This window comes from Mesorhizobium sp. P2_F7, from assembly GCF_056403695.1.
The window spans coordinates 1-24,809 of record NZ_JBFUFA010000007.1 but is presented as its reverse complement, the minus strand read 5'-3'; the positions used below and the strand labels follow the sequence as shown (position 1 = coordinate 24,809).

The following is a 24,809-nucleotide window of genomic DNA, read 5'->3' as shown; positions in this document are numbered from 1 at the left end:
AGAAGCCTGATGATGGGACTTTCCATCTGAACGGAGGATGAACGGAAAGGTTCCATCAACCCTGGCGAGCAAGGGCGAGGCCCTTGTTTTCGACACCGCTTGCAGGCAAAGGTCACGGCCATGTCGCTGCGCCTCGCCACTTTCAATGTCGAAAACCTGATGAACAGGTTCGATTTCTCCGGCTACCGCAACCAGCTCAACGAAGACCGCACACTGGCGCTTTTCGACATCCAGAGCGAGGCCGAATACAAGATGCTGGAGCAGGCGCGCGCGATTGCGCAGTCCGACGATACGCGCCAGCTGACGGCGCTCGCCATCGCTGCCACCCGCGCGGACATCATCTGCATGCAGGAGGTCGACAATATCGAGGCGCTGAAGGCGTTCGAATATGGCTATCTCTTCAAGATGGTGGGCGAGGGCTACCGGCAGAAATACACCACCGCCGGCAATGATTCGCGCGGCATCGACGTTGCCGTGATGATGCGCAACGAGACCGCGCAGGGCCAGCCGATCGAATTCGTGCGCATGACCAGCCATGCCTATGCCACCTTCGAGCAGTTCGGCCTGTTTACGCCCGAACTGGCCGAACTCGGGCATCAGGCCAATGAGCGCGTCTTCCGGCGCGATTGCCTGGAGGTCGACGTCAAGATCGGCGGTGTGCCGCTGACGCTCTATCTCGTGCATTTCAAATCGATGGGCTCGCCGCGCAACGGGCTCGACGGGCGCGAGGCGACGATGCCGCTGCGCGTCGCCGAGGCGCAGGCCGTACGACACATCATCGAGGAGCGCTTCAGCAAGGATCACGCCGCCGACAAGCGCTGGGCGATCTGCGGCGACATGAACGACTACCGGCAGCGGGTGAAGATCGAGGGCGACGCCGTCGACGGCTACCGCTTCCAGGTGATCGACGAGAGCCTGTCCTGCATCAATGTGCTGACCGCCGGCGGCTTTTGCGAGAATGTCGTCGAGCGGCGGCCAGAGATGGACCGCTGGAGTTTCTATCACACGCGCGGGCCGCAGGAGCGGCACCTGTGCCAGCTCGACTACATCCTGTTGTCGAAGGGGCTGGCGGCGAAGAATGCGACGGCCGTGCCCGACATCATCCGCAACGGTCAGCCCTGGCGCACCATCTTTCCGGCCGGACAGGCGGTGGAGCGTTTTCCGCGCGCCGGCTGGGACCGGCCGAAGGCCTCGGACCATTGTCCTGTGGCAATTACTTTGGACATGGCCTGAGTGGGGGCCTGAGCGTGAGTTTCGACCTGCCGCGCAACGTCATCCTGCCGGTCGACGAGATCGACGTGCGGCTCGACCCGGGACCGCATCCGTTCGAGCGCGACAACGCGCAGGCCATCACTGAGAACTGGCGGCGTGAGATCGAAGCCAAACCGGCGCTGTTCGACGGCACCGTGGTGCTTTTGTCGGCGCTCGCCTGGCGCGACAATCGGCTGGTCGGGCGCTGCCACGCGGTGAAGTACTCGACCTTCATGCTGTGGCGAAAGAACCGGCAGGGAACCGGCGCCGAGCACGCCTACGGACACGCCATGCTGGTCGCCGGCGACAATGCGCTGGTGGCTATCCGCATGGGCTCACACACGGTCATGGCCGGTCGCGTCTATTTCGCCGCCGGCTCGTTCGAGCCGATCGATTTTCGCGACGGCCGCGTCGATGTCGATTTCAACATGATCCGCGAAGTGCGCGAGGAGACCGGGCTCGACCTGACGGGCGCTGCGCGCGGCAAGCGCTACCACGCGCTGTCGACCACGACCGGTACGGTCCTGTTCCGCCGCTACCATGTCGACGAGCCGGCCGATGAGATTGCCCGGCGCATCCGCGCCTTCGTCGCGACCGAGGCCGAGCCGGAGATCGAGGGGCCGGTGATCATCCGCCATGCCACCGACCTGCCCGACGGGCTGGCGCCGCATATGAAGCCACTGGTCGAGTGGCATTTTTCCAACGATTCCTCCCAAATTCCGTGACTTGGAATTAACACCGCTCAGCGATGATGTCCGCGCGTTTTGGTCCGGGGGACACCTGTGCGGAAGCTTGTGCTGATCATGGTCGGGCTGGTCATAATAGCCGTCCTGTGGGCGACATTTACGACAGGCGGGCAAATCCTGACAGGCCGCTGGTCCTACACGGAAAGGACCTACGTCGATAGCGGCACCTATTTTCGCCTCAAGGTCGACCTGACCTATCGAGGCGAGCCCCAACATTTCGATATCGTCGCCGGCTGCAACGTTGTTAGCACCGGCTACAAGGACGGCTCAGGCACGCGCGAGGTTGGGCTGGTGCCAACGGTCTATGGCCGACAAATGAGCGACGGCAAGGGACTTGTGGTGCGAGTGCCTGACGCTTGTCACGGCCAAACGACGGCGAAAGGCAATGTGCCGTCAGATTTCATGCCGGTAATGATCGTGTATGACGACGCCAACACCCTGGGTTTCGGCACCGCCTACATAGCCGAGGAAGCCTATGACAGTCCGCGTTCGCTGATGAAATTCGGCCAGGCATCAGTCGACAAAGCGACACGAGCCGAATTTGACGATTTCCGCACCAATGGTCAGCCCAACCTAGTGACGCGCGAGCAGTACCATTCCGCGCAGCCGCGGGACGTCGTCGAAAAGATGGGGCTGAAGAAGATCTATCCAGCGTTCGGGAGATCGTGCTGGGCGTACAGCCGGTCGCTTCTTCCCGAAAAGCTCCGCGCAAAGGTACGAAAATACTGGCCTGCCGATCGGCCGAAATACTGGATGATCCCCGACCACAAATCGCTCGTCGAATTGCGCGAAACATTCAACGGTGCGGATTTCTCGCGAGATGATGGCGGAGAGCTTTTGGGGACGGGGCCGTGGGTTGATTCCGAGCGTCCGAAATACGGTGCCTTACGCCATAGAGGCAGCACGCCTAGTCCGCCCGGGATAGGTCAACGTGACTTTGGCCCTCCAGCTTTCTACCCTTTTACGAGTGATGTTTCAGCAGCCAAATGGCCGCGAGATCCCAGCAAATGGATTAGCTATGTCTCTACCTTGTCGCCGGTCAATATTCTGAACGTTAGCGCGACGATTCCAGAAAATAGAGGGTTTGCTTATTGCTTTGAGTCTCCGGCCTTTTCCTCAAACGAAGAGGCAATGCAGGCGCTTGAAGGTCAACCGGCGTCCTTTACGGTTGAAGATCAACCGGCTGAAGGCGCACCAAAGAACTGGAGTACGTCGGCTGGAACGACAACGCCGATCTTTGAAGGCGATCAGTTCATCTATTATCACCAACAATTCTATCTTGAATCGACGAGGGGCGACGTTTGACAGTCGAGGCTTCTGGCCGCATCGAGATCTGCTTGGCATTCAGCAGCGAGGACCCTTGACCGGTCAGGGAAACAGCGGCGGCAGCGTCTCCGGTTCAGTGCCTTCGCGAGGTTCTGAACTTGCTGCCGGTCGCGGCCGGGTCGTGGCGCCATCGTCCTTGTAGTAGTAGCTGTAGCCGTTGATCGCCGGCGCGCCGCCGAGATGCGCGTAGAGAATTTTCGCGCCCTCGGGGAAGAAGCCTTTGCGGGTCAGGTCGATCAGGCCCTGCATCGACTTTCCCTCATAGACCGGATCGGTGATCATCGCCTCGGTACGGGCCGCCAGCCGGATCGCATCATTGGTCTCGTCAGAGGGAACACCGTAGGCCGGATAGGCATAGTCGGGGTTGATGACGATCTCGTCGTCGCGGACCGTGCGGCCGAGTCCGACGAGGGCGGCGGTGTCGTCGACGATGCGGCGGACCTGGGCGCGGGTCTGGTCGAGTGTGCCGGAGGCGTCGATGCCGATGACGCGGTCGGCGCGACCTTGCGCGGCAAAGCCGACGATCATGCCGGCCTGCGTCGACCCGGTGACAACGCAGACAATGATGTAGTCGAATTTGAAGCCGAGCTCGGCCTCCTGGCTCGCCACCTCTTCGGCAAAGCCGACATAGCCCAGCCCGCCGAATTTGTGCACCGAGGCGCCGGCCGGGATCGGGTAGGGCTTGCCGCCGGCGTCCTTCACCGACTGGATGGCATCCTCCCAGCTCTTGCGGATGCCGATGTCGAAGCCGTTATCGACCAGCCGGCTGTCGGCGCCCATCAGCCGCGTCAGCAGGATGTTGCCGACCCGGTCGTAGACGGCGTCATAGTGCGGCACCCATTTCTCCTGGATGACCACGCACTTCATGCCGATCTTGGCGGCGGTGGCGGCGACCATGCGGGTGTGGTTTGACTGGACGCCGCCGATCGACACCAGCGTGTCGGCGCCGGAGGCAATGGCGTCCGGCACGATGTATTCGAGCTTGCGCAATTTGTTGCCGCCCATGGCGAGCCCGGAATTGCAGTCGTCGCGCTTGGCGTAGACCTGCACCTTGCCGCCCAGCGCCGCGCTCAGCCGCGGCAGATGCTCGATCGGCGTCGTGCCGAAGGTCAGCGGGTAACGTTCGAATTTTGCGAGAAGCGACATCGATCTGTCTCCGCCATGGTCGTTTTCGATTGGCAGAAGATAGGCGCAATTGCGCGAAAGGTGCTCTCGAACTTGCACCGAGGGTTTTTGCAGGTTTCACAAACGGGCGATATGATTGCTTATATCGTCCACAGAGGTCTATCAAAATGGAAGAATCTTCCACACAAGCTCTTGACCGCATCGACGTGAAAATCCTGCGCGCCCTGCAGGCCGAGGGACGGCTGACCAATGCGGAGCTGGCGGCCCGCGTCAATGTCAGCGCCGCGACCTGTCACCGTCGCACGCAGCGCCTGTTCGAGGAGGGCTACATCACCGGGGTGAGGGCGGAGATCGCGCCCGTTGCGGTCGGGCTTGGCGCGCTGGTCATGGTCGGCGTCGTGCTCGACCGTTCGACACCGGAAAGCTTCGCCGCTTTCGAAGCGGCCGTGCTCGAACTCAAGGAGGTGCTGGACTGCAATCTCGTTGCCGGCGACTTCGACTATCTCCTGAAGATCAGGGTCCGCGACATGGCGGATTTCAACAAGCTGCATGGGCAGAAGCTGATTGCGCTGCCGGGCGTTCGGCAAACAAGGACCTTTTTCGTCATGAAGGAGGTCAAGGAGAATGCGCGGCTGCCGTTCTGACAGGCTTCAGCGCTGCGCCTTTTGCTGCGCTGCCTTGCGGTCGTTGCGGGCGGCGACGACAAACAAGATAAGGCCGAGCCCCAGCAACCCACCCATCGCCGTGCCCATCGTCTGGCCGACGACGCCCTGAAAATCGGCTGTGACGCGATCGGGATTGGCCATGCCGTAGCGGGCGAGATACCACCAGATGCCGGCAAGGGCGCCTTCGATGATCACCATCGCCAGGATCAATCGCACCTTCTTGCTCATCGCCCATTCCTCGACCAGAGATGCATTTCCCTAGCATCGTGGATCGGACGATGACAGCGTTGCCGGCATCGGCAAGCACCCAAGTTGTGGATAGCAATTATTCGTGCCGCAGCGCGTCGATCGGATCGAGCCTTGCGCCGCGCAACGCCGGGAAGAAGCCGAACACCATACCGATCAGTGCCGAAAAACCGACGGCCAGCAGGATGACCGCAGGGCTTGGCGCAAACGGTATGGCCAGCGTCGCCGAGGCGAGGCCAGCGAGCGCCAGGCCGATCAGTATGCCGATGATGCCGCCGAGCAGCGACAGCACCGTCGCCTCGACCAGAAACTGGATGAGGATGTGTTTCTCATGCGCGCCGATGGCGAGCCTGATGCCGATCTCGCGGGTGCGTTCGGTGACCGACACCAGCATGATGTTCATGATGCCGATGCCGCCGACCAAAAGGCTGACACCGGCGACGGCGCCGAGCATGCCGGTCATGGTGGTGGTGGCGCTGGCCATGGCGTCGGCGATCTGGGTCATGTCGCGGATCGAGAAATCGTCTTCGCGGTCTGGCGTGATACGGCGGGTGTCGCGCAAAATGTCCTCGACGCGCGGCTGTAATTCGGTGGTCGGCGTGCGGTCGTCGGCGGCGACGTAGATGTTGTCGATGTCGCGGTTGCCGGCAATGCGGCGCTGATAGGCGGCAAGCGGCATCAGCACGACATTGTCCTGGTCCTGGCCAAAGCCGGTATAGCCCTTTGGTTCGAGCAGGCCGATGATCTTGCACGAGGTGCGGTTGACGCGGATGATCTCGCCTTCGGGCTCGCCGGCGCCGAAGAATTGCTGGCGCACCGTCTCGCCGATCAGGCAGACGCCAGTGCCGGAGCGTGTCTCCGAATCCGAGAACGGCCGGCCCGAAACCAGCTTCCAGTCGCGGGCGTCGAGATAGGCGCTGTCGGTGCCGGTGACGCCCGAAGTCAGGCTCTCTGTGCCGAAGATGACGCGCACCTGCTTTTGCGAGGCAGGCGAAATCGCGCGCGCACCGGTCAGGTGTGCGACAAGGGCTGCAACATCCTTGTCGGCCAGCGGCCGCACCGCCTGGTCGAGCCCGCCCGGTCCGCCGGTGCCCGCCGGGCGGCCGGAGCGGACGACGAGCAGGTTGGAGCCGAGCTTGGCAATGTCGGACTTGACCTTGGCCGTGGTGCCCGAGCCGATGGTCAGCATGGCGATGACGGCGGCGACGCCGATGACGATGCCGAGCAGCGTCAGGAAGGAGCGCAGCACGTTGCGGCGGATGGAACGCAGCGACAGGCGGACGGTTTCCCAGATCATTGGGCCACCTCGAGATTCTTGGAGTCGGAGGCGACGTGGCCGTCAAGGAAGCGAATGGTGCGCTCGGCATAGTCGGCGACGTCGGCCTCGTGGGTGACCATGGCGATGGTCAGGCCAAGCTCGCGGTTCAGCCGCGTCAACAGCTCCATGATCTCATGCGTGCGGGCGGTGTCGAGATTGCCGGTGGGTTCGTCGGCGACGAGCAGCGTCGGCCTGGTGACGATGGCGCGCGCGATCGCCACGCGCTGCTGCTGGCCGCCGGAGAGCTCGGCCGGCGTATGGTGCTCGCGCCCGACAAGACCCACCTCGGCCAGCGCCTGCATGGCAAGCTCGCGGCGCTCGCGGGCCGGGGCGCCGCGATAGATCAGTGGCAGCTCGACGTTCTCCGCCGCCGTCGTGCGCGGCAACAGATTGTAGCCCTGGAAGACGAAGCCGATGTAGAGGTTACGCAGCAGCGCGCGGCGGTTGCGGTCGAGCCGGCCGGCATCGATGCCCATGAAGGTGTACGTTCCGGCGGTCGGCGTGTCGAGGCAGCCGATAATGTTCATCGCCGTCGACTTGCCTGAACCCGACGGACCCATGATGGCGACGAATTCGCCGCGCTGGATGGCAAGGTCGACGCCGGCCAGCGCATGCACCTTGGCTTCGCCCTGGCCATAACTCTTCCAGACCGTGTCGAAGCCGATGAGGGCGCCCACAGCGTCAGCTCCGCAGCTGCGAGGCGGTGATCACCAGAGCGCCTTCGTCGAGGCCTGACGTGATCTCTGTGAGTTCACCGTCGGTGGAACCGATCTTGACGTTGACCGGATGCGGCCGGCCGTTCTCCAGCACATAGAGCGTGCGTGAGCCATCGGTGGGCGCCGCCACCTGCTGGCGGCGATTGCCGCCGGGACGGCCCATGCGGCCGGTGAACAGGTCGCTCAGGCTCCAGGCGCGGGCCGCCTGTTGCGCCGGGCGGTAGCGGAAGGCGGTGGACGGCACGGTGAGCACACCCTTGGCCTGTTTGGTGACGACCGAAACCGTGGCGGTCATGCCGGGCCGCAGCAGCAGTTCGTTGTTGTTGACCTCGAGCCGCGCATTGTAGGTGACGACGCCGTCGGTGGTGAGAGAGGCAAAGGAGATGTCGCGGATCTCCGCATCGAACGGCCGTTCGGGAAAGGCGTCGACGGTGAAGCGGGCATGCTGGCCGGGCCTGACCGCGCCGATATCGGCTTCGTCGACCGCCGCCACCAGTTCCATGTTTCTGAGATCGGCGGCGATGATGAACAGCACAGGCGCTTGCAGCGAGGAGGCGACCGTCTGGCCGGGGTCGACCGAGCGCGTCAGCACGATGCCGTCGATCGGCGCATAGATGGTGCTCTTGGCAAGATCGGTCTGCTGCGCCTTGAGGTCGGCCTGGGCGATGGCGAGATTGGCCTCAGCACTATCGAGCGCCGCCTTGGAGCGGTCGCGCGTGGCGGTTGCGGCCTCAAGCGACTGGTCGGTCGCCATGCCGCGTTTGGTGAGTTCGGCGGCGCGCACCAGCGCCTTCTCGTTCTCGGTCAGCGTGACCGTGGCGTCCTCGACATTGGCGGCGGCGGCCTTGGCCGAGGCCTCGGCGCGCTCGATCTGGACCTCGAGTTTCACCGTGTCGAGCGTCGCCAGCACATCGCCCTTCTTGACCTGCTGGTTCTCCTCGGCCGAGACCGAACGGATGATGCCGGACAGTTCGCTTGAAATGTCGACCTGGGTGAGGGGCTGCAGTGTGCCGGTTGCCGACACTGCGACGGTCAGGTCGGCAACAGTGGCCGGCGTGGTGGTGTAGTCGATCTTGGCGGGAGAACCGGCATACCATTGGTAGCCGGCGAGGCCGCCAACAACGGCAATCAGCGCCAGCAGCGCGTAAAGCCAGCCCCGGCGGCGCTTCTTGCGCACGCCGTTCTGGTCGAGCCCAAGTGCGGCCTCGATGGCGGAATCCGATTCCGTCTTTGGCAGATTGACAAGCTGGTCCACGCTGGACCCCTATGAAAGCGTAATGTCCCTATAGGGGGACAGATCAGGCTTACTGGTTCGAATATCAAATTAAATTTCGGCCATGTTCGGATTGAGGCGGAAGGTTTTCCAAGATGCAGACGCGCAACTACTTGCTTTATGATGTGTTTACGACCGACCGGCTGGCCGGCAATCCGCTGGCCGTCGTGCTCGACAGCAAGGGGCTGGATACGGCGGCGATGCAGGCCATTGCGCGCGAGTTCAACCTGTCCGAATCGGTCTTCGTGCTGCCGCCGGACAATCCAAAGCACCGCAACCGCATTCGCATTTTCACGCCCGACTATGAAATGCCGTTTGCCGGCCACCCGACGGTCGGCTCAGCCATCGCGCTGGCCGAACTGGCAGGCGAGAGCGGCGCCGGCATTTTCGTGCTGGAAGAAAATATCGGCCCGGTGCGCTGCGCCGTCAGCAAGCACGATGGCGCCACTTTTGCCGAGTTCGACCTGGCCAAGCTGCCGGAACCGCTCAAGCTCGAAGCCGATCCGCAAGCGATCGGCGCCGCCCTTGGCCTGGCGCCGCACGAGATCGGCTTCGAGAATCATGTTGTGTCGTTCTGGTCGGCCGGCGTGCCATACGTCACCATTCCGGTCGCCAATCTGGAGGCAGCTGGCCGCATCAAGCTCGACAACCAGGCCTGGTCGGAACTGGCGCCGCGCAAGAGCGAATGGGCTTTCGCCAGCCCGTATGTCTATTGCCGCCAGACGGTGAACCACGACAGCGCCTTCCATGTCCGCATGATCGTGCCGGGCACGCCGTCCTATGAAGACCCGGCGACCGGCTCGGCGGCGGCCGCCTTTGCCGGCGCCATCATGCAGTTCGACGCACCGACCGACGGCATTTCGCAGCTGTGGATCGAGCAAGGCCTGGAGATGGGCCGCCCATCGCGAATCCGGCTCGAACTCACTGTCGATGGCGGGAAGCTGGCTTCCGCCCGCATTGGCGGCCATGCCATCAAGGTGGCGGAAGGCAAGCTGTTCGTCTGAACGCGCGCATTGATCTGCGGGAGCCGGCGCGTTCGGGCGAGAGGGGAGACAGATGGGTTGGGCGACAGGCTATATTGGGCGCCTTCAGGCAGGAGAGACGGTGAAGTTTCGTCCGCGCGGCCATTCGATGAAAGGCAAGATCGAGAGCGGGCAGCTCTGCACGGTCAAGCCGATAGAAGATGCGAGCCTGCTTGGCGTTGGTGACATCGTCCTGTGCCGCGTCGGCGGCGCTCAATATCTGCATCTGGTGAAGGCGGTTAGGAACGGCCAATTCCAGATCGGCAACAATCGAGGCGGCATCAACGGCTGGATAAGCGCGAATGCTATCTATGGGATTCTGATCGAAGTGGCCGACTGAAATCGCTTCTGCCCGCATTTGCGGCCATGCCATCAAGGTGGCGGAAGGCAGACTGTACGTGTGACTGGCTTCGGGGAAGACCCTCGCTGTTGGCGTTCCTGTCCCGCCACGAGAAGGTAAGTTTCGCTGTGCGACGCGGCCGAGAGCGAAGCCTGGAGCGATTTGTCGGGAAATGATTCCGGCAGGGCTGGACAGGACCGGTATCGGCGGCTATATGCCCGCCAACACCGGTTTTGCCGGTCGAGTGGGTGCGTAGCTCAGTTGGTAGAGCAGCTGACTCTTAATCAGCGGGTCCACAGTTCAATCCTGTGCGCACCCACCAAATTTTTCGAAAAAATTGGTGGAAGACCTTTGAAGCGAGACGCGTTGACGCTGGCCGGCGGCAGCGTTCATTCGACTGCTATTGGATAGTTGGCCGCAGATAGGTGAGGATCGCCCGTGTTATGGCGACGACGCCATCGACGGCTTCAAAGTCTGTCTTGCTTTTGCCGGCGATCCATTCGAGCTCAGGATGCTTGGGCAGTCGAAGTGCATGGAATAGCGCCTCGCCCGAGAGACCGCCCAGTCCAAATGACGTGGGTTCATCGTCTGCATAGTAAGGAAAGCGCAAATCGAGCTCAATTGGCCCACCATATCCAAGCTTGAAGGTCATGGTGACTGTAACACCGTGACCAAATCTGTCTTCAAAAACTCCGCCAAAACGAAGGTCTCTGGCATCGTAGCTATGCCATTGCCTCGCCAACCCCAGAGCGCCCCATGTCTCAAGGGTATGGGCTTTCAGTTCCTTGCGATTAGGGAATTTTGTCATTTCAGGAGGTAGGTGGGTGGCCGGATCACTGTAGCCGGTCTCTGCTCTCCACTGTTCCGCGGCGCTGCGAAGATCCTCGAAAGTCCGGGTGACCCTTGGATCAACCGGTTCCTTTGAAAAGTATGAAATCCGCTGCTGAGAAATCATGTCACGCAGTTCCTCGACTGTGTGGCACGATCGTTCCGCCCAGTCCTTGGTGGCCAGCATCCACGGCGAATTGTAGTTCAGCCCGGCAAAGGCCCCGGTCTTGCGGTCAAAATCTCTGACAATCCGCGCATAGGTCTGGCGAATACCCTCTTTCGGGTCGTCGAAAGTATGTGGCGTTTCGTTCATCGCAATTCTTGTTTCACTACTTCTCCGACACACCAGCCTCGGCAAAACTCGCCATCCTGGCGTGGCACTCCAGCGCCGAGCGGACGATGTTGACGGCGAGGCAGGCGCCGGAGCCTTCGCCGAGCCGCATGCCGAGGTCGAGCAGCGGCGGCAGGCCGAGTGCTTCGAGCAGGCGGCGGTGGCCGGATTCGGCCGAGACATGGGCGGCGATGGTGTGGGCGAGGCCGCTCGGGTGCAGTCGCGCCAGGGGCGCTGCCGCAGCCGTGCAGACGAAGCCGTCGAGCAGCACGGGCACATTGTTGCGACGGGCGGCGAGCGTGGCGCCGAAGATGGCGGCGAGTTCGCGCCCGCCGAGGGCGGCGGCGATCTTCAGCGGATCGGACAGCGCATCGGCATGGCGCTTGAGGCCGGCTTCGATGGCCGTCACCTTGCGCTTCAGGCCGGCATCATCGACGCCGGTGCCGCGCCCGGTCCATTTTTCCGCGCCGCCGCCGAACAAAGCGGTCGAAATGGCGGCGGCCGGGGTGGTGTTGCCGATGCCCATCTCGCCGAAGCAGACGAGGTCGAGGTCTTTCGTCAGCGCGTCATAGCCGGCCGAGACGGCAGCGAGGAAGGCCTTTTCGTCCATCGCCGGCGTTTGTGTGAAATCACCGGTCGGGTGTTCGAGGTCGAGCGGGATGACGTCGAGTTCCGCGCCGGCGATGCGGGCCAGCTGGTTGATGGCGGCACCGCCACCGGCGAAATTGGCCACCATCTGCACGGTGACCTCAGACGGGAAGGCCGACACGCCTTGCGCGGTCACGCCGTGGTTGCCGGCGAAGACGAAGACTTTGACGCGGTCGAGCTTCGGCATGTCGCGGCCCTGCCAGCGCGCCAGCCAGGCGGCGATGGTTTCCAGCCGGCCAAGGCTGCCTTGCGGCTTGGTCAGCGTGTCCTGGCGGCGGGCGACGGCATTGGCGGCCGTGTCGCTGCCGGTGGGCAGGTCAAGGCAGGCGGCGCGCAGTTCATCGAGCGATTTGAAGGGCATGGGAAAAAAATCTCCGGAAGGGATTCAGGTGAGGGAAACGGAAGCGACGAGCAGGACGGTGATCTCGCCGAGCTGCTGCAGGGCGCCGATCGTATCGCCGGTCTGGCCGCCGATTTGGTTGAGGCAGAGCGCACGCAAGGCGCTGAACACAAGCGCGAGCAGGACGAGCGCGGCAAAGCCGCCGCCGAATCCCAGCGCCAGAAGTGCTACGGTGCCGAGCACTGCGCCGAGAACAGCGGTTTGCGCCGAGACGGTGCCGGCGCCGGCCGACAGGCCGTCGCTGCGCGCGGGCGGCGCCAGATGCATGAAGGCGCCGAGCAGGCCGCGCGAAGCAGCATGGGCGGCGATGAGGGCGAAGAGCACACTTGTCGGATTGGCCAGTTGCGACAGCGCGCTCCAGCGGATGAGCAGCGACAGGCCAAGCGTTGCGGCGCCGTAAGCCCCGATGCGGCTGTCGCGCATGATCTCCAGCTTTTTGTCGCGCGTCTTGCCGCCGCCGAAGCCGTCGGCCACATCCGACAGCCCGTCCTCATGCAGGCAGCCAGAGGTGAGCAGGGTTGCTGCAAGCACAAGGGCGGCCGCCGGACCGGCGGCAAGGCCGAGCTTTACGCCGATGGCATAAACGACGGCGCCAACCACTGCCACGGCGAGGCCGGCGACAGGTGCGGCCCAGATCGCATCGGCCAGGCTGCGGCCGCGAAAATCGAAGACCGGCAGCGGCAGCCTTGTGAAGAAGACGAGGCAGAGCGCGATGTCGTCGAGCGCCTGGCGGGGTGAGGGAATTGTGTTCATCCACCTCTCGCAATGGCATGGAAGAAGGTGCCGCTGACATGGCCGCGCCGGTAGCCGGAAGCGCCGAGCGGATTGCCCTGGCCGTCAGCGAGATCGGCCAGCGGCTCGTCATTGCCGGTCGCGATCATCTGCGCATAGTGGAATTCGTGGCCGCGGACCAGCGCGCCTTGTGCGCCCAGCGGACAGGCGGCGCGCAGCCGCGCCTCGCGGTAGCCGAGGTTCATCTTGCGCTTGGCAAAGCTGGTGGAGTGGCCGAGCAGGCCGAGCATGGCATGCGTCTCGCCGGCCGCATCCTCCAGCGCTTCGCCCAGCACCATGAAGCCGCCGCACTCGCCATGAACGGGTTTTGTCTTGGCAAAACGCGCCATCCCGGCGTGGAAATTGGTCGCCGCCGCCAGGCGGCCGGCATGAAGTTCAGGATAGCCGCCGGGCAGCCAGCAGACATCGCAATCCTCCACCGGCGCTTCGTCGGCGAGCGGCGAGAACGGCACGATCTGCGCGCCGGCCTTGCGCCAGTAAGCGGCGACGTGCGGGTAAAGAAAGGTGAAGGCAGCGTCTTCGGCCAGCGCAATGCGCTGGCCGGGCGGCTGCAGGGCATTTTCGAAACTGCCGGACGCCGGCGAAAAGGGTGCGGCCAGCGCCATGATGGCGTCGAGGTCGAGCGATTTTTCGACCATATCCGCCAAGCGGTCCAGATGTGCCATCAGGTCGGCATATTCGCCGGCCTGGACGAGGCCGAGATGGCGCTCCGGCAAGTTGAGCGAGGGATCGCGCAAGATCGAGCCGACGACCGGCAGGCCGAGCGCTTCGATGGCCTCGCTGCACAGTTTGCGGTGGCGCTCGCTGCCGAGACGGTTGAGCACGACGCCGGCCATGCGCACATCCGGGTCATAGGTGGCAAAACCCTTGGCGACGGCAGCGGCCGTCGTCGACTGTCCGGAGACGTCGAGCACCAGAAGCACCGGCAGATGGTAGAGCCGCGCCAGGTCGGCGGCCGAACCGGTGCGGCCTTGCCCGGCAGGGATGCCGTCGAACAGGCCCATGGCGCTTTCCAGGAAGATGAAATCGGCATCCTCGGTGGCGTTGCCGGCCAGCGCATTGAGCAGGTCGGGCGACATCGCCCAGCTGTCGAGATTGACGCCGGAGAGGCCGGTCGCCGCGGTGTGAAAGCCGGGATCGATATAGTCGGGGCCGGATTTGGCGCCGCGCACTTTGATGCCGCGGCGGGCGAGCGCGCGCAAAATGCCGATGGTGACGCTGGTCTTGCCGGAGCCGGAGCGCGCCGCGCCGATGATGATGGCGCGGGTCATTGCTCGCCCGCCAGTGCCGCGCGCATGGCGACAATGCCGCCGACGACAATGAGCGCCGGCGAGGCAAGCCCGGCAGCGGCCGCCGCCTCGGCAATGGTGGCGAGTGTGGCGACGACGGTGCGCTCCTGCGGCGTTGTAGCCGACACGATGACGGCAGCCGGCGTCGACGGCGCCAGCCCGCCTTCGAGCAGCGACGCGGCGATGATGGGCAAATTGGCCATGCCCATATAGATCACCACAGGCTGGCCAGTGCGGGCGATCGCTGCCCAGTCGAGATCGTCATCGGTGCCGGCGGCGTGGCCGGTCGCCAGGATCACCGCCTTGTTGATGCCGCGCATGGTGGCCGGAATGCTGGTGGCGGCTAGCGCGCTCAGGCCCGATGTCAGGCCAGGCAGCACACGGAAGGGTATGCCTTCTCGCGCGAGCGCCAGCGCTTCTTCGCCGCCGCGCCCGAAAATATAGGGATCGCCGCCCTTCAACCGGATGACGCGGCGGCCGTCGCGCGCGAGCCGCACCAGCAGAGCCGTGATGTCGTCCTGCTTCATCGACGGCTTGCCGCCGCGTTTTCCCGCAAAGAACAGCTCGGCCTTGTCCGCGACGGCGACGACGTCAGGCGAGACCAGCGCGTCGTAGACCAGCGCATCGGCCTCGGCCAAAGCGGCCAGCACTTCCAGCGTCAGGCAGCCGGGGTCGCCGGGACCGGCGCCGGCCAGCCAGACATGGCCCGGCTCAAGCGCACGCGGCTTGAAGTTGAGCCGCGCAAGCGCCTGTTCGAGCGTGGTGTTTTTGGTCTTGCCGCTCACAATCCGTCCCGTCCGCGAAAACGCCGCTGGTAGTGGGCGTCGTACAGTGAACTCTCGCCAAAGCCTTCGGCCGCCAGCGACGAGCCGACGAAGATGATCGCCGTGCGCTCCATCGGATCGGCGGCGAGCAGCGCCTCGATGGTGGCCAGCGTGCCGGTCAGCACGCGCTCATCCGGCCAGGAGGCGCGAAAGACGATCGCCACCGGACAATCGCCGCCATAGTGCGGCGTCAGCTCGGCGACGACGCGGTCGATGGCGTGGATGGCGAGATGAATGGCGAGCGTTGCCCCGGTGCGGCCAAAGCCTGCCAGCGTTTCGCCGGGCGGCATTTTGGACGCGCGGCCGGAGACACGGGTCAGCACCAGGCTTTGCGCCACCTCGGGAATGGTCAGTTCGCGGCGCAGCGCGGCAGCGGCCGCGGCGAACGAGGGAACGCCCGGTGTCAGTGTGTAAGGGATGCCGTGCTTCTCCAGCCGGCGGATCTGCTCGGCCACCGCGCTCCACACCGAGAGGTCACCGGAGTGCAGGCGCGCGACATCGTGGCCGGCCTTGTGGGCCGCCACGTACTCAGCCTCGATCTCGTCGAGCGACATCGGTGCCGTGTCGATCAGTTTCGTGCCGGGCGCGCAGTGCTGCAGCAATTCGGGCGCGACGATGGATCCTGCATGCAGGCAGACCGGGCAGCTCGCGAGAAGCTTGGCGCCGCGCAGTGTTATCAGGTCGGCGGCGCCCGGACCGGCGCCGATGAAATGGACGGTCATGGCGCGTCTCCGCCGATGGCGATGGCGCAGGTAACCGGACCGAGCACGGTTCGGGGGCCGAGCAATCTTGCACCGGCGCCGGCGACGGCAAGGGCGGATGCTTCGGAGACGGACGGCGTGCCGGCCAGATCCTGCGAAAGGCCGGAATGGCTAAGCGTCCCCGGCGAGGCGGCCTGAAGTTCTGCGTCATCGACAATGATAACCGGAAGGTTGAGCGCGCGGCCGGCGGCAGCGATCGCTTGTTCATCCTTCTTGAGCGTGGCGGTCGCCAGTGCCGAAATCGCCGTCATCGCCAGCCCGTGCGCTTCGAGTGCGGTTTCGATCGCGGCCAGCACGTCTTCGACGCTGACGCCCTTCCGGCTGCCGATGCCCGCGACCATCATGGTTTTGCCCAGCTCCATTGCGTGACCGGCATGGCCGGCCGCCAGGCCTGCATCGAGCCGACCGGGGAAACCCTAGAGATGGCGATGCGGGTGAGGTCGCCGCCGCGCTTGGTGTGCTCAGCAAGCAGCAGGGTTTCCATCTCCAGCGTGACGGCATTGGCGACCAGACGGCCGCCGGATGGCAGCGCCTTGATGGCGGCATTCAGCACGCCCGCATCGCTGCCCCCGCCGCCGATGAAGATCGCATCCGGCGTGGCAAGCCCGTTGAGCGCCTTGGGTGCTTTGCCTTCCACCACGACAAGGCCAGGTACGCCGCAATGCACGGCGTTGCGGGCGATGCGCGCGGCACGGTCGCTGTTCGCCTCGATGGCGATGGCGCGCATCGAGGGGTGCGCCAACATCCACTCAATGCCGATCGAGCCGGAGCCGGCGCCGATGTCCCACAGCAGTTCACCGCGACAGGGCGCGAGCGCCGCAAGCGTGATGGCGCGGATGTCGTGCTTGGTGATCTGGCCGTCATGCTCGAACAGATGGTCGGCGCGGCCAACGGTCAGCGGCAGGATGCGGGCCTCCGGTGTCGATTCAAGTTCGAGCGCCAGCACATTGAGCGGGTTGATGTCTCTGAGATCGAAAGCGTCGGCGCGGGCCGAGCGCTGTCTCTCGTTCGGTCCGCCCAGCGCTTCGAGGACCGTCAGCCGCGAAGCGCCGAAATCGAGCTCGGCGAGCAGGCGCGCGATTGCAGCGGGGGCGTCGCCGTCCGATGTCAGCGCCAAAATGCGCGCCTTTGGATGCAGCAATGGCCGGAGCAGGTCGAGCGGCCTTCCATGCAGCGAGACGGTCTCGATGTCCTGCAGCGCCCAGCCAAGCCGCGCGGCAGCCAGCGAAATCGCCGAGGGCGCCGGGATGACCTGCATTTCCTCAGGCTTGACCTTGCGGGCAAGGGTGACGCCGACGCCGTGGAAGAGTGGATCGCCGGAAGCGAGCACGCAGACGCGCCGGCCGGCAAGCGCCAGCACACCGGCCATGCCGGCATCGAAGGGCACGGGCCAAGGACGTTGCTCGCCCTTGGAGAGCGAACTCACCAGCGCCAGATGCCGCTTGCCGCCGAAGACGAATTCCGCCTCGGCGATCAGCCGCTTGGCCTCGTCGCCGAGACCCGCTAAACCGTCCTCGCCGATGCCGACGATGGTGAGCCATTTGGCGTCGCGCGAACCCTTAGCAGGCATGATGACCCACCGCATTCTGATCCTTGGCGGCACCAGCGAAGCCCGGCACCTCTCGGGAAAACTGGCTGCGCGTGCCGATCTGTCGATCACCCTGTCGCTTGCCGGCCGCACCGAAAGCCCGGTCGCGCAAGGCGTGCCGGTGCGCAGCGGCGGTTTTGGCGGCGCCGAGGGGCTGGCCGCCTGGCTCAGGGAGGCGGGCGCCGATCTGCTGATCGACGCCACGCATCCCTATGCCGCGCGAATCTCCGCCAATGCGGCGCAGGCCGCGCGCCTGACCGGCGTGCCAATCCTGGCGCTGCGCCGCCCCGGCTGGGCGCCTGTCGAAGGCGATCGATGGACGCTGGTGGATACTGTGGGCGATGCCGCGCAAGTGCTTGGAGCGCCGCCGCGCCGCGCTTTTCTGGCCCTCGGCCGGCAGGAGGTCGCGGCGTTCGAGGCAGCACCGCAGCACCACTATCTCATCCGCAGCATCGATCCGGTCGAGCCGAAACTGGCGGTGCCGGATGCGGCATACCTGCCGGCGCGCGGCCCGTTCCGCGAGGCGGATGAACGCGCGCTGCTTGTGGAGCACCGCATCGATGTCGTCGTGTCCAAGAACAGCGGCGGCGAGGCGACCTACGGCAAGATCGCAGCGGCGCGGGCGCTCGGCATCGAGGTGGTCATGGTGCGCAGGCCCGTCCTGCCGGACGTGCCTTCCGCCGAAACCGCCGATGAGCTCGCCGCCATTGTTGATAAATTTGGGGTCGATCATTTGCTCGACCCAGTCGCGGAGCGCGGCGTGTAGACCAGCGCCGGCTTGTCGCCACGCTTGATGATGCGGGTTTCCGGCGAGCCGATGATGATGCAGGTCGCCATATCGGCTTTTTCGGCCTCGACGTCGGCCAGCAGAAACACCTCGATGCGCTCGTCCGGGCGGCCGGCGGCGCGGCCGAAGATGACAGGCGTGGTGCCAGGCAGGATGGCGCGCAGGCATTCGAAGGCGCGGCCAAGCTGCCAAGGGCGCGCCTTGCTGATCGGGTTGTAGAGCGCAATGACGAAGCCGGCGCCGGCCGCCGCCAGAAGGCGCAGTTCGATCAGGTCCCAGGGTTTCAGATTGTCGGACAGCGAGATGGCGCAGAAATCGTGGCCGAGCGGCGCGCCGATGCGGGCGGCAACCGCCAGCATGGCGGTGACGCCGGGCACGACAGCGACATCGACGGTGCGCCATTCGGCCGGGCCGGCCTCGATCGCCTCGCAGACGGCGGCCGCCATGGCGAACACGCCGGGATCGCCGCCGGAGACGACGGCGACATCATGACCCTCGGCGGCCTTGACCAGCGCGTCCTTGGAGCGGGCGAGTTCCTCGCGATTGTCGGAGGCGACGCGGGTCTGGTCGGGGCGCAAGTCCAGCCGGTCGAGATAGGGCTTGTAGCCATAGAAGAACTTTGCCTCGGCGACAGCGTGGCTCGCTTGCGGCGTGACCTGGTCGGCATTGCCGGGTCCGAGGCCGATGACGGTAAGGCGGCCGCTCATGGCTTGGCTCCCATTCCCACAACGCCAGGCCGGGCTGACCAGCCTGCGACCAGCACGATGGCGAAATAGGGCGCCTTGTCGTCCGGCTTGTCGGCCAGCCGCATCGAGACGCTGCCGGCCATGGTGCCGCGCTCGACATAGACGGCGCGGGCGAGCTTGCCGGTCGCCTCCAGCGCCCGCCTGATCTTGGGCAGATTGCGTCCGACCTTCATGATGACGGCGGCATCCGTGTCGGCGAGACGGCGGGTCAAGTCGAACTCGCTCATCGTGCCGGGCAGAACCGTCAGCACATCGTCGCCCTGGACGATCGGCACGCCGGTCTGCGACCAGCAGCCGGACATGGCGGTGACGCCCGGAATGACTTCGGTCGGGAAACGGTGCGCAAGGCGCACATGCAAATGCATGTAGGAGCCGTAGAACAGCGGATCGCCTTCGGAGAGCACGGCGACCATGCGGCCGGCTTCGAGGTGTTCGGCGACTTGTTCGGCCGACTGCTCGTAGAAATCGGTGATCTGCGAGCGGTAGTCGTCGTGATCCTTGTCGATCTCGGTGGTGACGGGATAGAGCAGCGGCAGTTCCAGCATGTCCGGGCGGAAGCGCGCCTCGACGATGGCGCGCGCGTTGCTGTTGTTGCCGCGCTTGGCGAAATAGGCGACGACATCGGCTTCGGAAAGCACGCGCGCGGCTTTCAGCGTCAACAGTTCGGGATCGCCGGGACCGGTGCCGACGCCGAAGAGGCGGCCTTTGGGGATCGCGTTCACAGGCCGGGCCTCGCCAGCGAATTCAGCGCGGCGGCGGTCATGGCGCTGCCGCCCAGACGGCCGCGCACAATGGCATAGGGCACGCCATAGGAGTTCTCGGCCAGCGCATCCTTGGATTCGGCCGCGCCCACGAAGCCGACCGGCATGCCGATGATCGCCGCCGGCTTCGGCGCGCCGTCGCGCAGTTTTTCGAGCAGATAGAACAGCGCTGTCGGCGCATTGCCGATGGCGACAACCGAACCGGCAATGCGCTCGCCCCACAGGTCGATCGCGGCAGCCGAGCGGGTGTTGCCGATATCCCTGGCGATGTCGTGCGTGCGCGGGTCGCGCAAGGTGCAGATCACCTCGTTGCCGGCCGGCAGCCGGGCGCGGGTGACGCCATGCGAAACCATTTCGGCGTCGCAGAAGATCGGCGCGCCGGCTGCCAAAGCGGTGCGTGCGGCAGCGACGAAGTCAGGTGAGAAGACAAAATGACTGGCGGCCTCAACCTGGCCGCAGGCATGGATCATGCGGATGGCGACATCGGCCTCCGCTTCGGAAAAGCGCGACAGGTCGGCCTCGGCGCGGATGATGGCGAAGGAGCGCTCGTAGATCGCGTTGCCGTCATGGATGTAGTCGTAGGCGGCCATGCTTATTCCTGTCGGTAGGTCTTGGCGATTGCCGCCGGCCCGAGCCTTGCCAGGCAAGCGGCGGCGGTTTCGCCCTGAAATCGTGCGCTGCGGACCAGCGCTGCGACGCGACCGATGCCGCGCGCGGCGTCATAGCCCGGCCTGTAGCCCGCAGGAAGGGTCTTTGCCGTCGCGTTCACGACAAGTCCGGCTCCGTTTTCGCCGCCGACCAGAGTTAGCGCCGCCGGACCTGGGTGTGCGCAGCCCTTGGCGCAGCCGGAGATATGCAAGGTGAAGTCGAGGATGTCGGGGTTTTCGGCGGCGATGGTCTCGGCGATGTCGCGGGTGGCGATCTGACCGGAGGCGCAGGCGGGGGTGCCGGGGCAAGCGGCAATGCGGGTGCGCGGGTCGGTGGCAGAGGTGACGAAGCCGAGCGCGGTGGCGGCGGTTTGGAGGGGTTGGTTGGTGGCTGGGGGTTGGCCGAGGAAGAGCAAGGCGCGGCCGGGGGCCAGGCGGATCTCGGTCGCGCCGAGGGTGAGGGCGGTTTGGATGAGGGCGATGAGTTTGTCGGCTGGCATGCTGCCGTAGGGGAGGGCTATGCCGAGGGCAGAGGTGTTGTTTGACAAGAGGAAAAGACCGATAGGCCGGCGATCCTGCACACCCCCCTCTGTCCTGCCGGACATCTCCCCCTCAAGGGGGGAGATTGGCAGTTTGGGCGCTGGCGCTTCACCTTCAACGTTGGCGATTGGCAAAAGCCGAGATGAGAGCTCAATCTCCCCCCTTGAGGGGGAGATGTCCGGCAGGACAGAGGGGGGTGGGACGGAGTGCCAACTCGCGAGAGATATCAGTTGCCTCTCCGATAAATCCCGAGCGTGCGCTTCGCGCCCTTTCTCCGCGACCATCCTGAGTGCAGCCACCGCGATATCCCTTGCGGAATCTGCGTCGATCGTCGCGAGCGGTTTCATGCTTTGGCCAACGTCCCCAACTGACACATTCCACAAGACGCCAGCGCCGCCTCGCCCCGCCTTCAGCCTGACATCAGCCGTCACCGCATCCATCGTCAGCTGTCCGCCGCCATCGACAACCACCGAAACCTTCGGTCCGAGCCTCGCCGTCAGCCCGGCGTCCTCGACCGCCGCCCTGATCCGCTCAGCCAGCGGCCGCGGATCCACAAGCTCCCACGAATCGATGCCGGCCAGCGGCCCGGTCTCGACCGGCACGCCGGTGCGCACGGCAATGCCCAGCGCATCGACCTCTCCAGCCAGAAGTCGTGCGCTCTCCACCGTCAGCCCGCGTATCTGCAGACTGCCGCGCGCCGTCACCTCCATGATGCCGTTGCCGTGCCGCAAGGCGGTTTCGCCGAGTCCGATCAACAGCTTCGGCGCCAATCCTCCAGCAACCGGGTTGAGCCGCACCAGCAGGCCGTCGCCGGTCTGCATCGGCGCCGACAAAGCCGGGCAGGCGCCGCGCCTTGAGAAGGCGTTCATGCCGCGACCCCGAGCGCCTCGGCCTCGGCGATGAGTGCTGCAAGATCGTCGTCGATCGAGTTGCGCAAGGGGTGCCATAGGCCACGCCGGCGCGCCGACAGGAAGCGTTCGGCAATGACTTTGGCGGCAGCGGGGTTTTCGCGCAGGATGAAGGCGCGGACTTCCGCGTCGCCCACATAGGCGTCGTGCACGGCTTCGATCAGCGCGCCCGAAATGGCGTGCGTGGTTTCGGCAAAGCCGATGAGACGGTCGACTGTCTCGGCGAATTCGGAGGCGCCGCGCGGGCCGTGCCGCATCTGGCCTGATATGAAGCGGGCATTGACCGCACGTGCCCGCACCACCCGCGATACGGCCTCGCCGACCGAACGCGGCTTGGGCTTTTGCGGGTCCGTGGTGTCGAGGACGATGACGTCGGCATTTCGACCCAGCGCCGCAAGTGCGGCCGAAAATCCGCCGATGAAGGCGACATCGGCGGAGCCTTCGAGAATGTCGCGCCCGGGGTCGTCGCCTGTGTGGACGAGCAGATCGGCCTCGGCGATGCGGCTTTCGAAGGCGCCGGGGGAGGCGGTGCCTTCACCCTCGGCGCCGCCATAGGCATGCGATGTCGCGTCGAGATAGGCGCGGCCGATCTCTTCGCGTGCGCCCCAGTCGCCGCTGGCCAAAAGGTCCTCGACGCCGGCGCCGTAGGTGCCGGGCGAAGTGCCGAAAATGCGCGGGCTGATCTTGCCGTCGGCGCGGGTCTTGGCCGCGAGCGGGTTTTCCGAATCGTCTTCGTCGCGGGCGGCAACCGCGTTGGCTGCGGCGTCGATCAGCGCGATCTGGGTCGGGAACATGTCGCGGAACAGGCCGGAAATACGCCAGGTGACATCGACGCGCGGGCGGCCGAGCGTTGCCGGCGGCAGCACCTCGATGCCGGTGATGCGGCCGGTGGCAGAATCCCATTGCGGCCGGCAGCCCATCAGCGCCAAGCCTTGCGCGATCTCCTCGCCCCCGGTGCGCAGCGAGGCCGAGCCCCAGAGGTCGATGACCAGCGAGCGCGGCCAGTCCCCATGCGATTGCATGTAGCCGCGCACCACTTCCTCCGCTGCCGCCTTGCCGAGATCATAGGCGGTCGGCGTTGGCATGGTGCGCGGGTCGGAGGTGAAGAGGTTGCGGCCAGTGGGCAGCACGTCGGAGCGGCCACGCGCGGGCGCGCCGGCCGGACCGGCCTTGACGTGGCGGCCATCAAGCGCGGCAAGCAGTGCGGTCTTCTCGGCCTCGGCGCTTTGCCGGCGAATGGCATCTGGCTCGTCCTCGGGCGCGCGGCCATAGATGTGCAGGCCATCTTTGATGGCGAAGTCCTTGAGGTCGCAGAGCCAGGCGTCGATGCGGCGCAGCGCTTCGTCGGGCGCATCGGTTTTGGCGACGCCGGCTTCGGAAGCGAGGCCGGTCTTTTGCGCCGTGTCGACGATCAGTTTTGCGAGGCGGTCACGGCGCCGGCGGTCGAGGCCGTCGGCCTGGGCGTATTCGTCGACCAGGCGTTCGAGCTTGTGCTGTTCTTCGTCCAGTCCCGCGCCGGCCAGCGGTGGCGGCAGATGGCCGAGCGTGACGGCGGCGATGCGGCGCTTGGCCTGTGCTGCCTCGCCCGGATTGGAGACGATGAAGGGGTAGATGACGGGCAGCGGGCCGGTGACGATTTCGGGAAAGCAGGCCTGCGACAGCGCGACCGTCTTGCCCGGCAGCCATTCCAGCGTGCCATGAGCGCCGACATGGATGAGGGCGTGGATGCCGAGCGATTTGCGCAGCCACAGGCCGAAGGCGAGTAGGGCATGGCGCGGAGGGAGCGTCGGGTCGTGGTAGTCGGCGCGGCGGTCGGCCGAGCGGCCACGGTCGGGGGCGAGTGCGACTGTGATGTTGCCGAAGGTGGCGGCTCGGAAGGGGAAGTGCGGCGAGGTCGGCGCTTGAACACCCCCCTCTGTCCTGCCGGACATCTCCCCCTCAAGGGGGGAGATTATTCCTTCGCCTCGGCCTTCGCCAATCACCAGCGCTGCAGGACTGGCGTCGCCGGAGGAACCGCTAATCTCCCCCCTTGAGGGGGAGATGTCCGGCAGGACAGAGGGGGGTGCCTCGCGCGAATTTATGTCTTCTGCTTTCCCCCAAGCGGCCTCCACAGTGGCAATTGCCGCTGTGGGTAACTCCACGGAAAGGTCGAGATACTCCTCCAGCCCCAACCCGTCGCCACTCCGCTCCAGCAAATCCAGCAACCCTCGCGGCGATTGCGGAATCCCTTCAACAGCGTAGCCCTGCTCCTTCAGGTCATGCAGCATCGCCAGCACGCTGGACGGTACGTCGAGGCCAACCGCATAGCCGGTGCGGCCGGGGGCACTCGGATAGTCGGGAATCAAGATCGCCAGCTTGCGCGTCGCACGCGGTGTCTCCTGCAAGCGAATAAACGCCGCCACACGCTCCGCCACCTGTGCCACGCGATCCGGTTCCGGCCGGTTGGCGAAGGCGCGGTGGCCGAGGGCGGGGTCGGTCTCGCTTTCGCCCTTGAAGGAAATCGCGCCGGCGAGGATGCGGCCGTCGAGCTCGGGCAGCACGACATGCATGGCGAGGTCGGCGGGCGCCAGGCCGCGCTGGTTCTTGTCCCAGACATCGCGGCGGGTGGTGGCGACGATGACCTGGAACACCGGCACACCGGCACGGTCGAACACGGTCTCGACGCCCGGTTCGGCGCCGGAAGCGAAGGCGGTCGCGGTGATGATGGCGGTGGGGTTCAGCGAGGCCAGCGCGGTTTCGACGAAGGCGAGGGACGTCGGGTCTTTGAGGCTGGAGACGAAGATGGGGACCGGACTGAGGCCGCGCTGGCGGAGTGCATCAAAAAGCGCGTCGATGGGGGCGACGTCGGCAGCCAGCAGCATCGAGCGGTAGAAGAGGATGGGGACGACCTTTCCCTCCCCCTCGAGGGGAGGGTGGCCCGCAGGGCCGGGT

25 protein-coding genes and 1 tRNA gene are annotated in these 24,809 nt (G+C 65.4%); 8 read left to right on the top strand and 18 right to left on the bottom strand.

Going from position 1 to position 24,809, the window contains the following annotated elements:
* The first annotated feature begins 120 nt into the window (after window positions 1–120).
* Genes AC1DZ8_RS21985 through AC1DZ8_RS21975 form a run of 3 tightly spaced genes read left to right on the top strand, consistent with a single transcriptional unit; the run spans window position 121 to window position 3,302 of the window.
* Window positions 121–1,233, top strand: a complete 1,113-nt coding sequence (locus AC1DZ8_RS21985) for an endonuclease/exonuclease/phosphatase family protein (protein ID WP_477301410.1) — start codon at window positions 121–123, stop codon at window positions 1,231–1,233.
* A gap of 14 nt (window positions 1,234–1,247) precedes the next feature.
* Entirely contained in the window at window positions 1,248–1,976 is a 729-nt protein-coding gene (locus AC1DZ8_RS21980) for a hypothetical protein (RefSeq protein WP_477301412.1), read from the top strand.
* Between the two features lie 57 nt (window positions 1,977–2,033).
* Window positions 2,034–3,302, top strand: a complete 1,269-nt coding sequence (locus tag AC1DZ8_RS21975) for a hypothetical protein (protein WP_477301414.1) — start codon at window positions 2,034–2,036, stop codon at window positions 3,300–3,302.
* Between the two features lie 63 nt (window positions 3,303–3,365).
* Here the strand turns inward: AC1DZ8_RS21975 and AC1DZ8_RS21970 are convergent, their stop codons facing one another.
* Window positions 3,366–4,469 (bottom strand): 1-aminocyclopropane-1-carboxylate deaminase, encoded by a 1,104-nt coding sequence (locus tag AC1DZ8_RS21970; RefSeq protein ID WP_477301416.1) that lies wholly within the window; start codon window positions 4,467–4,469, stop codon window positions 3,366–3,368.
* A 146-nt stretch (window positions 4,470–4,615) separates the two neighbouring features.
* Here AC1DZ8_RS21970 and AC1DZ8_RS21965 point away from each other — a divergent pair, with 146 nt between their 5' ends.
* Window positions 4,616–5,092, top strand: coding sequence for an Lrp/AsnC family transcriptional regulator (locus AC1DZ8_RS21965; RefSeq protein ID WP_477301418.1), 477 nt, complete (start codon window positions 4,616–4,618; stop codon window positions 5,090–5,092).
* Between the two features lie 6 nt (window positions 5,093–5,098).
* On the opposite strand, the gene AC1DZ8_RS21960 is transcribed toward AC1DZ8_RS21965, so the two are convergent.
* The 4 genes from AC1DZ8_RS21960 to AC1DZ8_RS21945 all read right to left on the bottom strand — a co-directional run bounded on the left by AC1DZ8_RS21960 (window position 5,099) and on the right by AC1DZ8_RS21945 (window position 8,648).
* Window positions 5,099–5,341 carry a hypothetical protein gene (locus AC1DZ8_RS21960; protein ID WP_477301420.1) on the bottom strand — a complete coding sequence of 81 codons (243 nt, stop codon included), beginning with the start codon at window positions 5,339–5,341 and terminating at the stop codon, window positions 5,099–5,101.
* A 97-nt stretch (window positions 5,342–5,438) separates the two neighbouring features.
* Window positions 5,439–6,656, bottom strand: a complete 1,218-nt coding sequence (locus tag AC1DZ8_RS21955) for an ABC transporter permease (RefSeq protein ID WP_477280583.1) — start codon at window positions 6,654–6,656, stop codon at window positions 5,439–5,441.
* Window positions 6,653–7,354, bottom strand: coding sequence for an ABC transporter ATP-binding protein (locus AC1DZ8_RS21950; protein WP_477301422.1), 702 nt, complete (start codon window positions 7,352–7,354; stop codon window positions 6,653–6,655). The genes AC1DZ8_RS21955 and AC1DZ8_RS21950 overlap by 4 nt, the downstream gene beginning before the upstream one ends.
* 4 nt (window positions 7,355–7,358) lie before the next feature.
* Window positions 7,359–8,648, bottom strand: coding sequence for an efflux RND transporter periplasmic adaptor subunit (locus tag AC1DZ8_RS21945; RefSeq protein ID WP_477301424.1), 1,290 nt, complete (start codon window positions 8,646–8,648; stop codon window positions 7,359–7,361).
* Window positions 8,649–8,761: 113 nt separating this feature from the next.
* Here AC1DZ8_RS21945 and AC1DZ8_RS21940 point away from each other — a divergent pair, with 113 nt between their 5' ends.
* From AC1DZ8_RS21940 to AC1DZ8_RS21930, 3 genes are all read left to right on the top strand, one after another.
* Complete coding sequence (locus tag AC1DZ8_RS21940; RefSeq protein WP_477301426.1) at window positions 8,762–9,670, top strand: PhzF family phenazine biosynthesis protein; 909 nt, start codon at window positions 8,762–8,764, stop codon at window positions 9,668–9,670.
* 127 nt (window positions 9,671–9,797) lie between these two features.
* Window positions 9,798–10,028, top strand: coding sequence for a hypothetical protein (locus tag AC1DZ8_RS21935; protein ID WP_477301428.1), 231 nt, complete (start codon window positions 9,798–9,800; stop codon window positions 10,026–10,028).
* Between the two features lie 246 nt (window positions 10,029–10,274).
* Window positions 10,275–10,350 (top strand) — tRNA-Lys (locus AC1DZ8_RS21930).
* Between the two features lie 78 nt (window positions 10,351–10,428).
* On the opposite strand, the gene AC1DZ8_RS21925 is transcribed toward AC1DZ8_RS21930, so the two are convergent.
* From AC1DZ8_RS21925 to cbiE, 8 genes are read right to left on the bottom strand one after another with little or no spacing between them, the layout of a single operon-like run.
* Entirely contained in the window at window positions 10,429–11,169 is a 741-nt protein-coding gene (locus AC1DZ8_RS21925; RefSeq protein WP_477301430.1) for a hypothetical protein, read from the bottom strand.
* 16 nt (window positions 11,170–11,185) lie between these two features.
* A complete protein-coding gene (gene cobT / locus AC1DZ8_RS21920; RefSeq protein WP_477301432.1) occupies window positions 11,186–12,196 on the bottom strand; it encodes a nicotinate-nucleotide--dimethylbenzimidazole phosphoribosyltransferase in 1,011 nt (336 codons plus the stop codon).
* A gap of 24 nt (window positions 12,197–12,220) precedes the next feature.
* Window positions 12,221–12,988 (bottom strand): adenosylcobinamide-GDP ribazoletransferase, encoded by a 768-nt coding sequence (gene cobS / locus AC1DZ8_RS21915; RefSeq protein ID WP_477301434.1) that lies wholly within the window; start codon window positions 12,986–12,988, stop codon window positions 12,221–12,223.
* Window positions 12,985–14,298, bottom strand: a complete 1,314-nt coding sequence (locus tag AC1DZ8_RS21910; protein ID WP_477401640.1) for a cobyrinate a,c-diamide synthase — start codon at window positions 14,296–14,298, stop codon at window positions 12,985–12,987. The genes cobS and AC1DZ8_RS21910 overlap by 4 nt, the downstream gene beginning before the upstream one ends.
* Window positions 14,295–15,101: a uroporphyrinogen-III C-methyltransferase gene (gene cobA, locus AC1DZ8_RS21905; RefSeq protein WP_477301436.1), complete on the bottom strand. Its 807-nt coding sequence runs from the start codon at window positions 15,099–15,101 to the stop codon at window positions 14,295–14,297. The genes AC1DZ8_RS21910 and cobA overlap by 4 nt, the downstream gene beginning before the upstream one ends.
* Entirely contained in the window at window positions 15,098–15,862 is a 765-nt protein-coding gene (gene cobM, locus AC1DZ8_RS21900) for a precorrin-4 C(11)-methyltransferase (protein WP_181055868.1), read from the bottom strand. Before cobM ends, cobA begins: the two co-directional genes overlap by 4 nt.
* Complete coding sequence (locus tag AC1DZ8_RS21895) at window positions 15,859–16,245, bottom strand: cobalamin biosynthesis protein (protein WP_477301438.1); 387 nt, start codon at window positions 16,243–16,245, stop codon at window positions 15,859–15,861. The genes cobM and AC1DZ8_RS21895 overlap by 4 nt, the downstream gene beginning before the upstream one ends.
* A complete protein-coding gene (cbiE, locus tag AC1DZ8_RS21890) occupies window positions 16,242–17,471 on the bottom strand; it encodes a precorrin-6y C5,15-methyltransferase (decarboxylating) subunit CbiE (RefSeq protein WP_477301440.1) in 1,230 nt (409 codons plus the stop codon). Before cbiE ends, AC1DZ8_RS21895 begins: the two co-directional genes overlap by 4 nt.
* A gap of 1 nt (window position 17,472) precedes the next feature.
* Here cbiE and AC1DZ8_RS21885 point away from each other — a divergent pair, with 1 nt between their 5' ends.
* The gene (locus AC1DZ8_RS21885) at window positions 17,473–18,255 is read left to right on the top strand and encodes a cobalt-precorrin-6A reductase (RefSeq protein ID WP_477301442.1); all 783 of its coding nucleotides are present in this window, start codon (window positions 17,473–17,475) and stop codon (window positions 18,253–18,255) included.
* On the opposite strand, the gene AC1DZ8_RS21880 is transcribed toward AC1DZ8_RS21885, so the two are convergent.
* The 5 genes from AC1DZ8_RS21880 to AC1DZ8_RS21860 form a co-directional block, all read right to left on the bottom strand.
* Window positions 18,219–18,983, bottom strand: a complete 765-nt coding sequence (locus AC1DZ8_RS21880) for a precorrin-3B C(17)-methyltransferase (protein ID WP_477301444.1) — start codon at window positions 18,981–18,983, stop codon at window positions 18,219–18,221. The two genes, AC1DZ8_RS21885 and AC1DZ8_RS21880, sit on opposite strands and share 37 nt — an antisense overlap.
* Window positions 18,980–19,744 carry a precorrin-2 C(20)-methyltransferase gene (locus AC1DZ8_RS21875; protein ID WP_477301446.1) on the bottom strand — a complete coding sequence of 255 codons (765 nt, stop codon included), beginning with the start codon at window positions 19,742–19,744 and terminating at the stop codon, window positions 18,980–18,982. The genes AC1DZ8_RS21880 and AC1DZ8_RS21875 overlap by 4 nt, the downstream gene beginning before the upstream one ends.
* Entirely contained in the window at window positions 19,741–20,373 is a 633-nt protein-coding gene (locus AC1DZ8_RS21870) for a precorrin-8X methylmutase (protein ID WP_027050245.1), read from the bottom strand. The genes AC1DZ8_RS21875 and AC1DZ8_RS21870 overlap by 4 nt, the downstream gene beginning before the upstream one ends.
* A 2-nt stretch (window positions 20,374–20,375) precedes the next feature.
* The gene (gene cobG, locus AC1DZ8_RS21865; RefSeq protein ID WP_477301449.1) at window positions 20,376–21,839 is read right to left on the bottom strand and encodes a precorrin-3B synthase; all 1,464 of its coding nucleotides are present in this window, start codon (window positions 21,837–21,839) and stop codon (window positions 20,376–20,378) included.
* Window positions 21,836–24,809, bottom strand: a 2,974-nt coding sequence (locus AC1DZ8_RS21860) for a cobaltochelatase subunit CobN (protein WP_477401636.1), incomplete at its 5' end; no start/stop codon positions are given. The genes AC1DZ8_RS21860 and cobG, both read right to left, overlap by 4 nt.

What these genes read in the sequence shown, in the direction of transcription:
- AC1DZ8_RS21985 (WP_477301410.1), top strand. Translation starts at nt 121, where the DNA reads ATGTCGCTGCGCCTCGCCACTTTCAATGTCGAAAACCTGATGAACAGG.
- AC1DZ8_RS21970 (WP_477301416.1), bottom strand. Translation starts at nt 4,469, where the DNA reads ATGTCGCTTCTCGCAAAATTCGAACGTTACCCGCTGACCTTCGGCACG.
- AC1DZ8_RS21965 (WP_477301418.1), top strand. Translation starts at nt 4,616, where the DNA reads ATGGAAGAATCTTCCACACAAGCTCTTGACCGCATCGACGTGAAAATC.
- AC1DZ8_RS21960 (WP_477301420.1), bottom strand. Translation starts at nt 5,341, where the DNA reads ATGAGCAAGAAGGTGCGATTGATCCTGGCGATGGTGATCATCGAAGGC.
- AC1DZ8_RS21955 (WP_477280583.1), bottom strand. Translation starts at nt 6,656, where the DNA reads ATGATCTGGGAAACCGTCCGCCTGTCGCTGCGTTCCATCCGCCGCAAC.
- AC1DZ8_RS21940 (WP_477301426.1), top strand. Translation starts at nt 8,762, where the DNA reads ATGCAGACGCGCAACTACTTGCTTTATGATGTGTTTACGACCGACCGG.
- AC1DZ8_RS21935 (WP_477301428.1), top strand. Translation starts at nt 9,798, where the DNA reads ATGAAAGGCAAGATCGAGAGCGGGCAGCTCTGCACGGTCAAGCCGATA.
- AC1DZ8_RS21925 (WP_477301430.1), bottom strand. Translation starts at nt 11,169, where the DNA reads ATGAACGAAACGCCACATACTTTCGACGACCCGAAAGAGGGTATTCGC.
- cobT (WP_477301432.1), bottom strand. Translation starts at nt 12,196, where the DNA reads ATGCCCTTCAAATCGCTCGATGAACTGCGCGCCGCCTGCCTTGACCTG.
- cobS (WP_477301434.1), bottom strand. Translation starts at nt 12,988, where the DNA reads ATGAACACAATTCCCTCACCCCGCCAGGCGCTCGACGACATCGCGCTC.
- AC1DZ8_RS21910 (WP_477401640.1), bottom strand. Translation starts at nt 14,298, where the DNA reads ATGACCCGCGCCATCATCATCGGCGCGGCGCGCTCCGGCTCCGGCAAG.
- cobM (WP_181055868.1), bottom strand. Translation starts at nt 15,862, where the DNA reads ATGACCGTCCATTTCATCGGCGCCGGTCCGGGCGCCGCCGACCTGATA.
- AC1DZ8_RS21895 (WP_477301438.1), bottom strand. Translation starts at nt 16,245, where the DNA reads ATGATGGTCGCGGGCATCGGCAGCCGGAAGGGCGTCAGCGTCGAAGAC.
- cbiE (WP_477301440.1), bottom strand. Translation starts at nt 17,471, where the DNA reads ATGCCTGCTAAGGGTTCGCGCGACGCCAAATGGCTCACCATCGTCGGC.
- AC1DZ8_RS21885 (WP_477301442.1), top strand. Translation starts at nt 17,473, where the DNA reads ATGACCCACCGCATTCTGATCCTTGGCGGCACCAGCGAAGCCCGGCAC.
- AC1DZ8_RS21880 (WP_477301444.1), bottom strand. Translation starts at nt 18,983, where the DNA reads ATGAGCGGCCGCCTTACCGTCATCGGCCTCGGACCCGGCAATGCCGAC.
- AC1DZ8_RS21870 (WP_027050245.1), bottom strand. Translation starts at nt 20,373, where the DNA reads ATGGCCGCCTACGACTACATCCATGACGGCAACGCGATCTACGAGCGC.
- cobG (WP_477301449.1), bottom strand. Translation starts at nt 21,839, where the DNA reads ATGAACGCCTTCTCAAGGCGCGGCGCCTGCCCGGCTTTGTCGGCGCCG.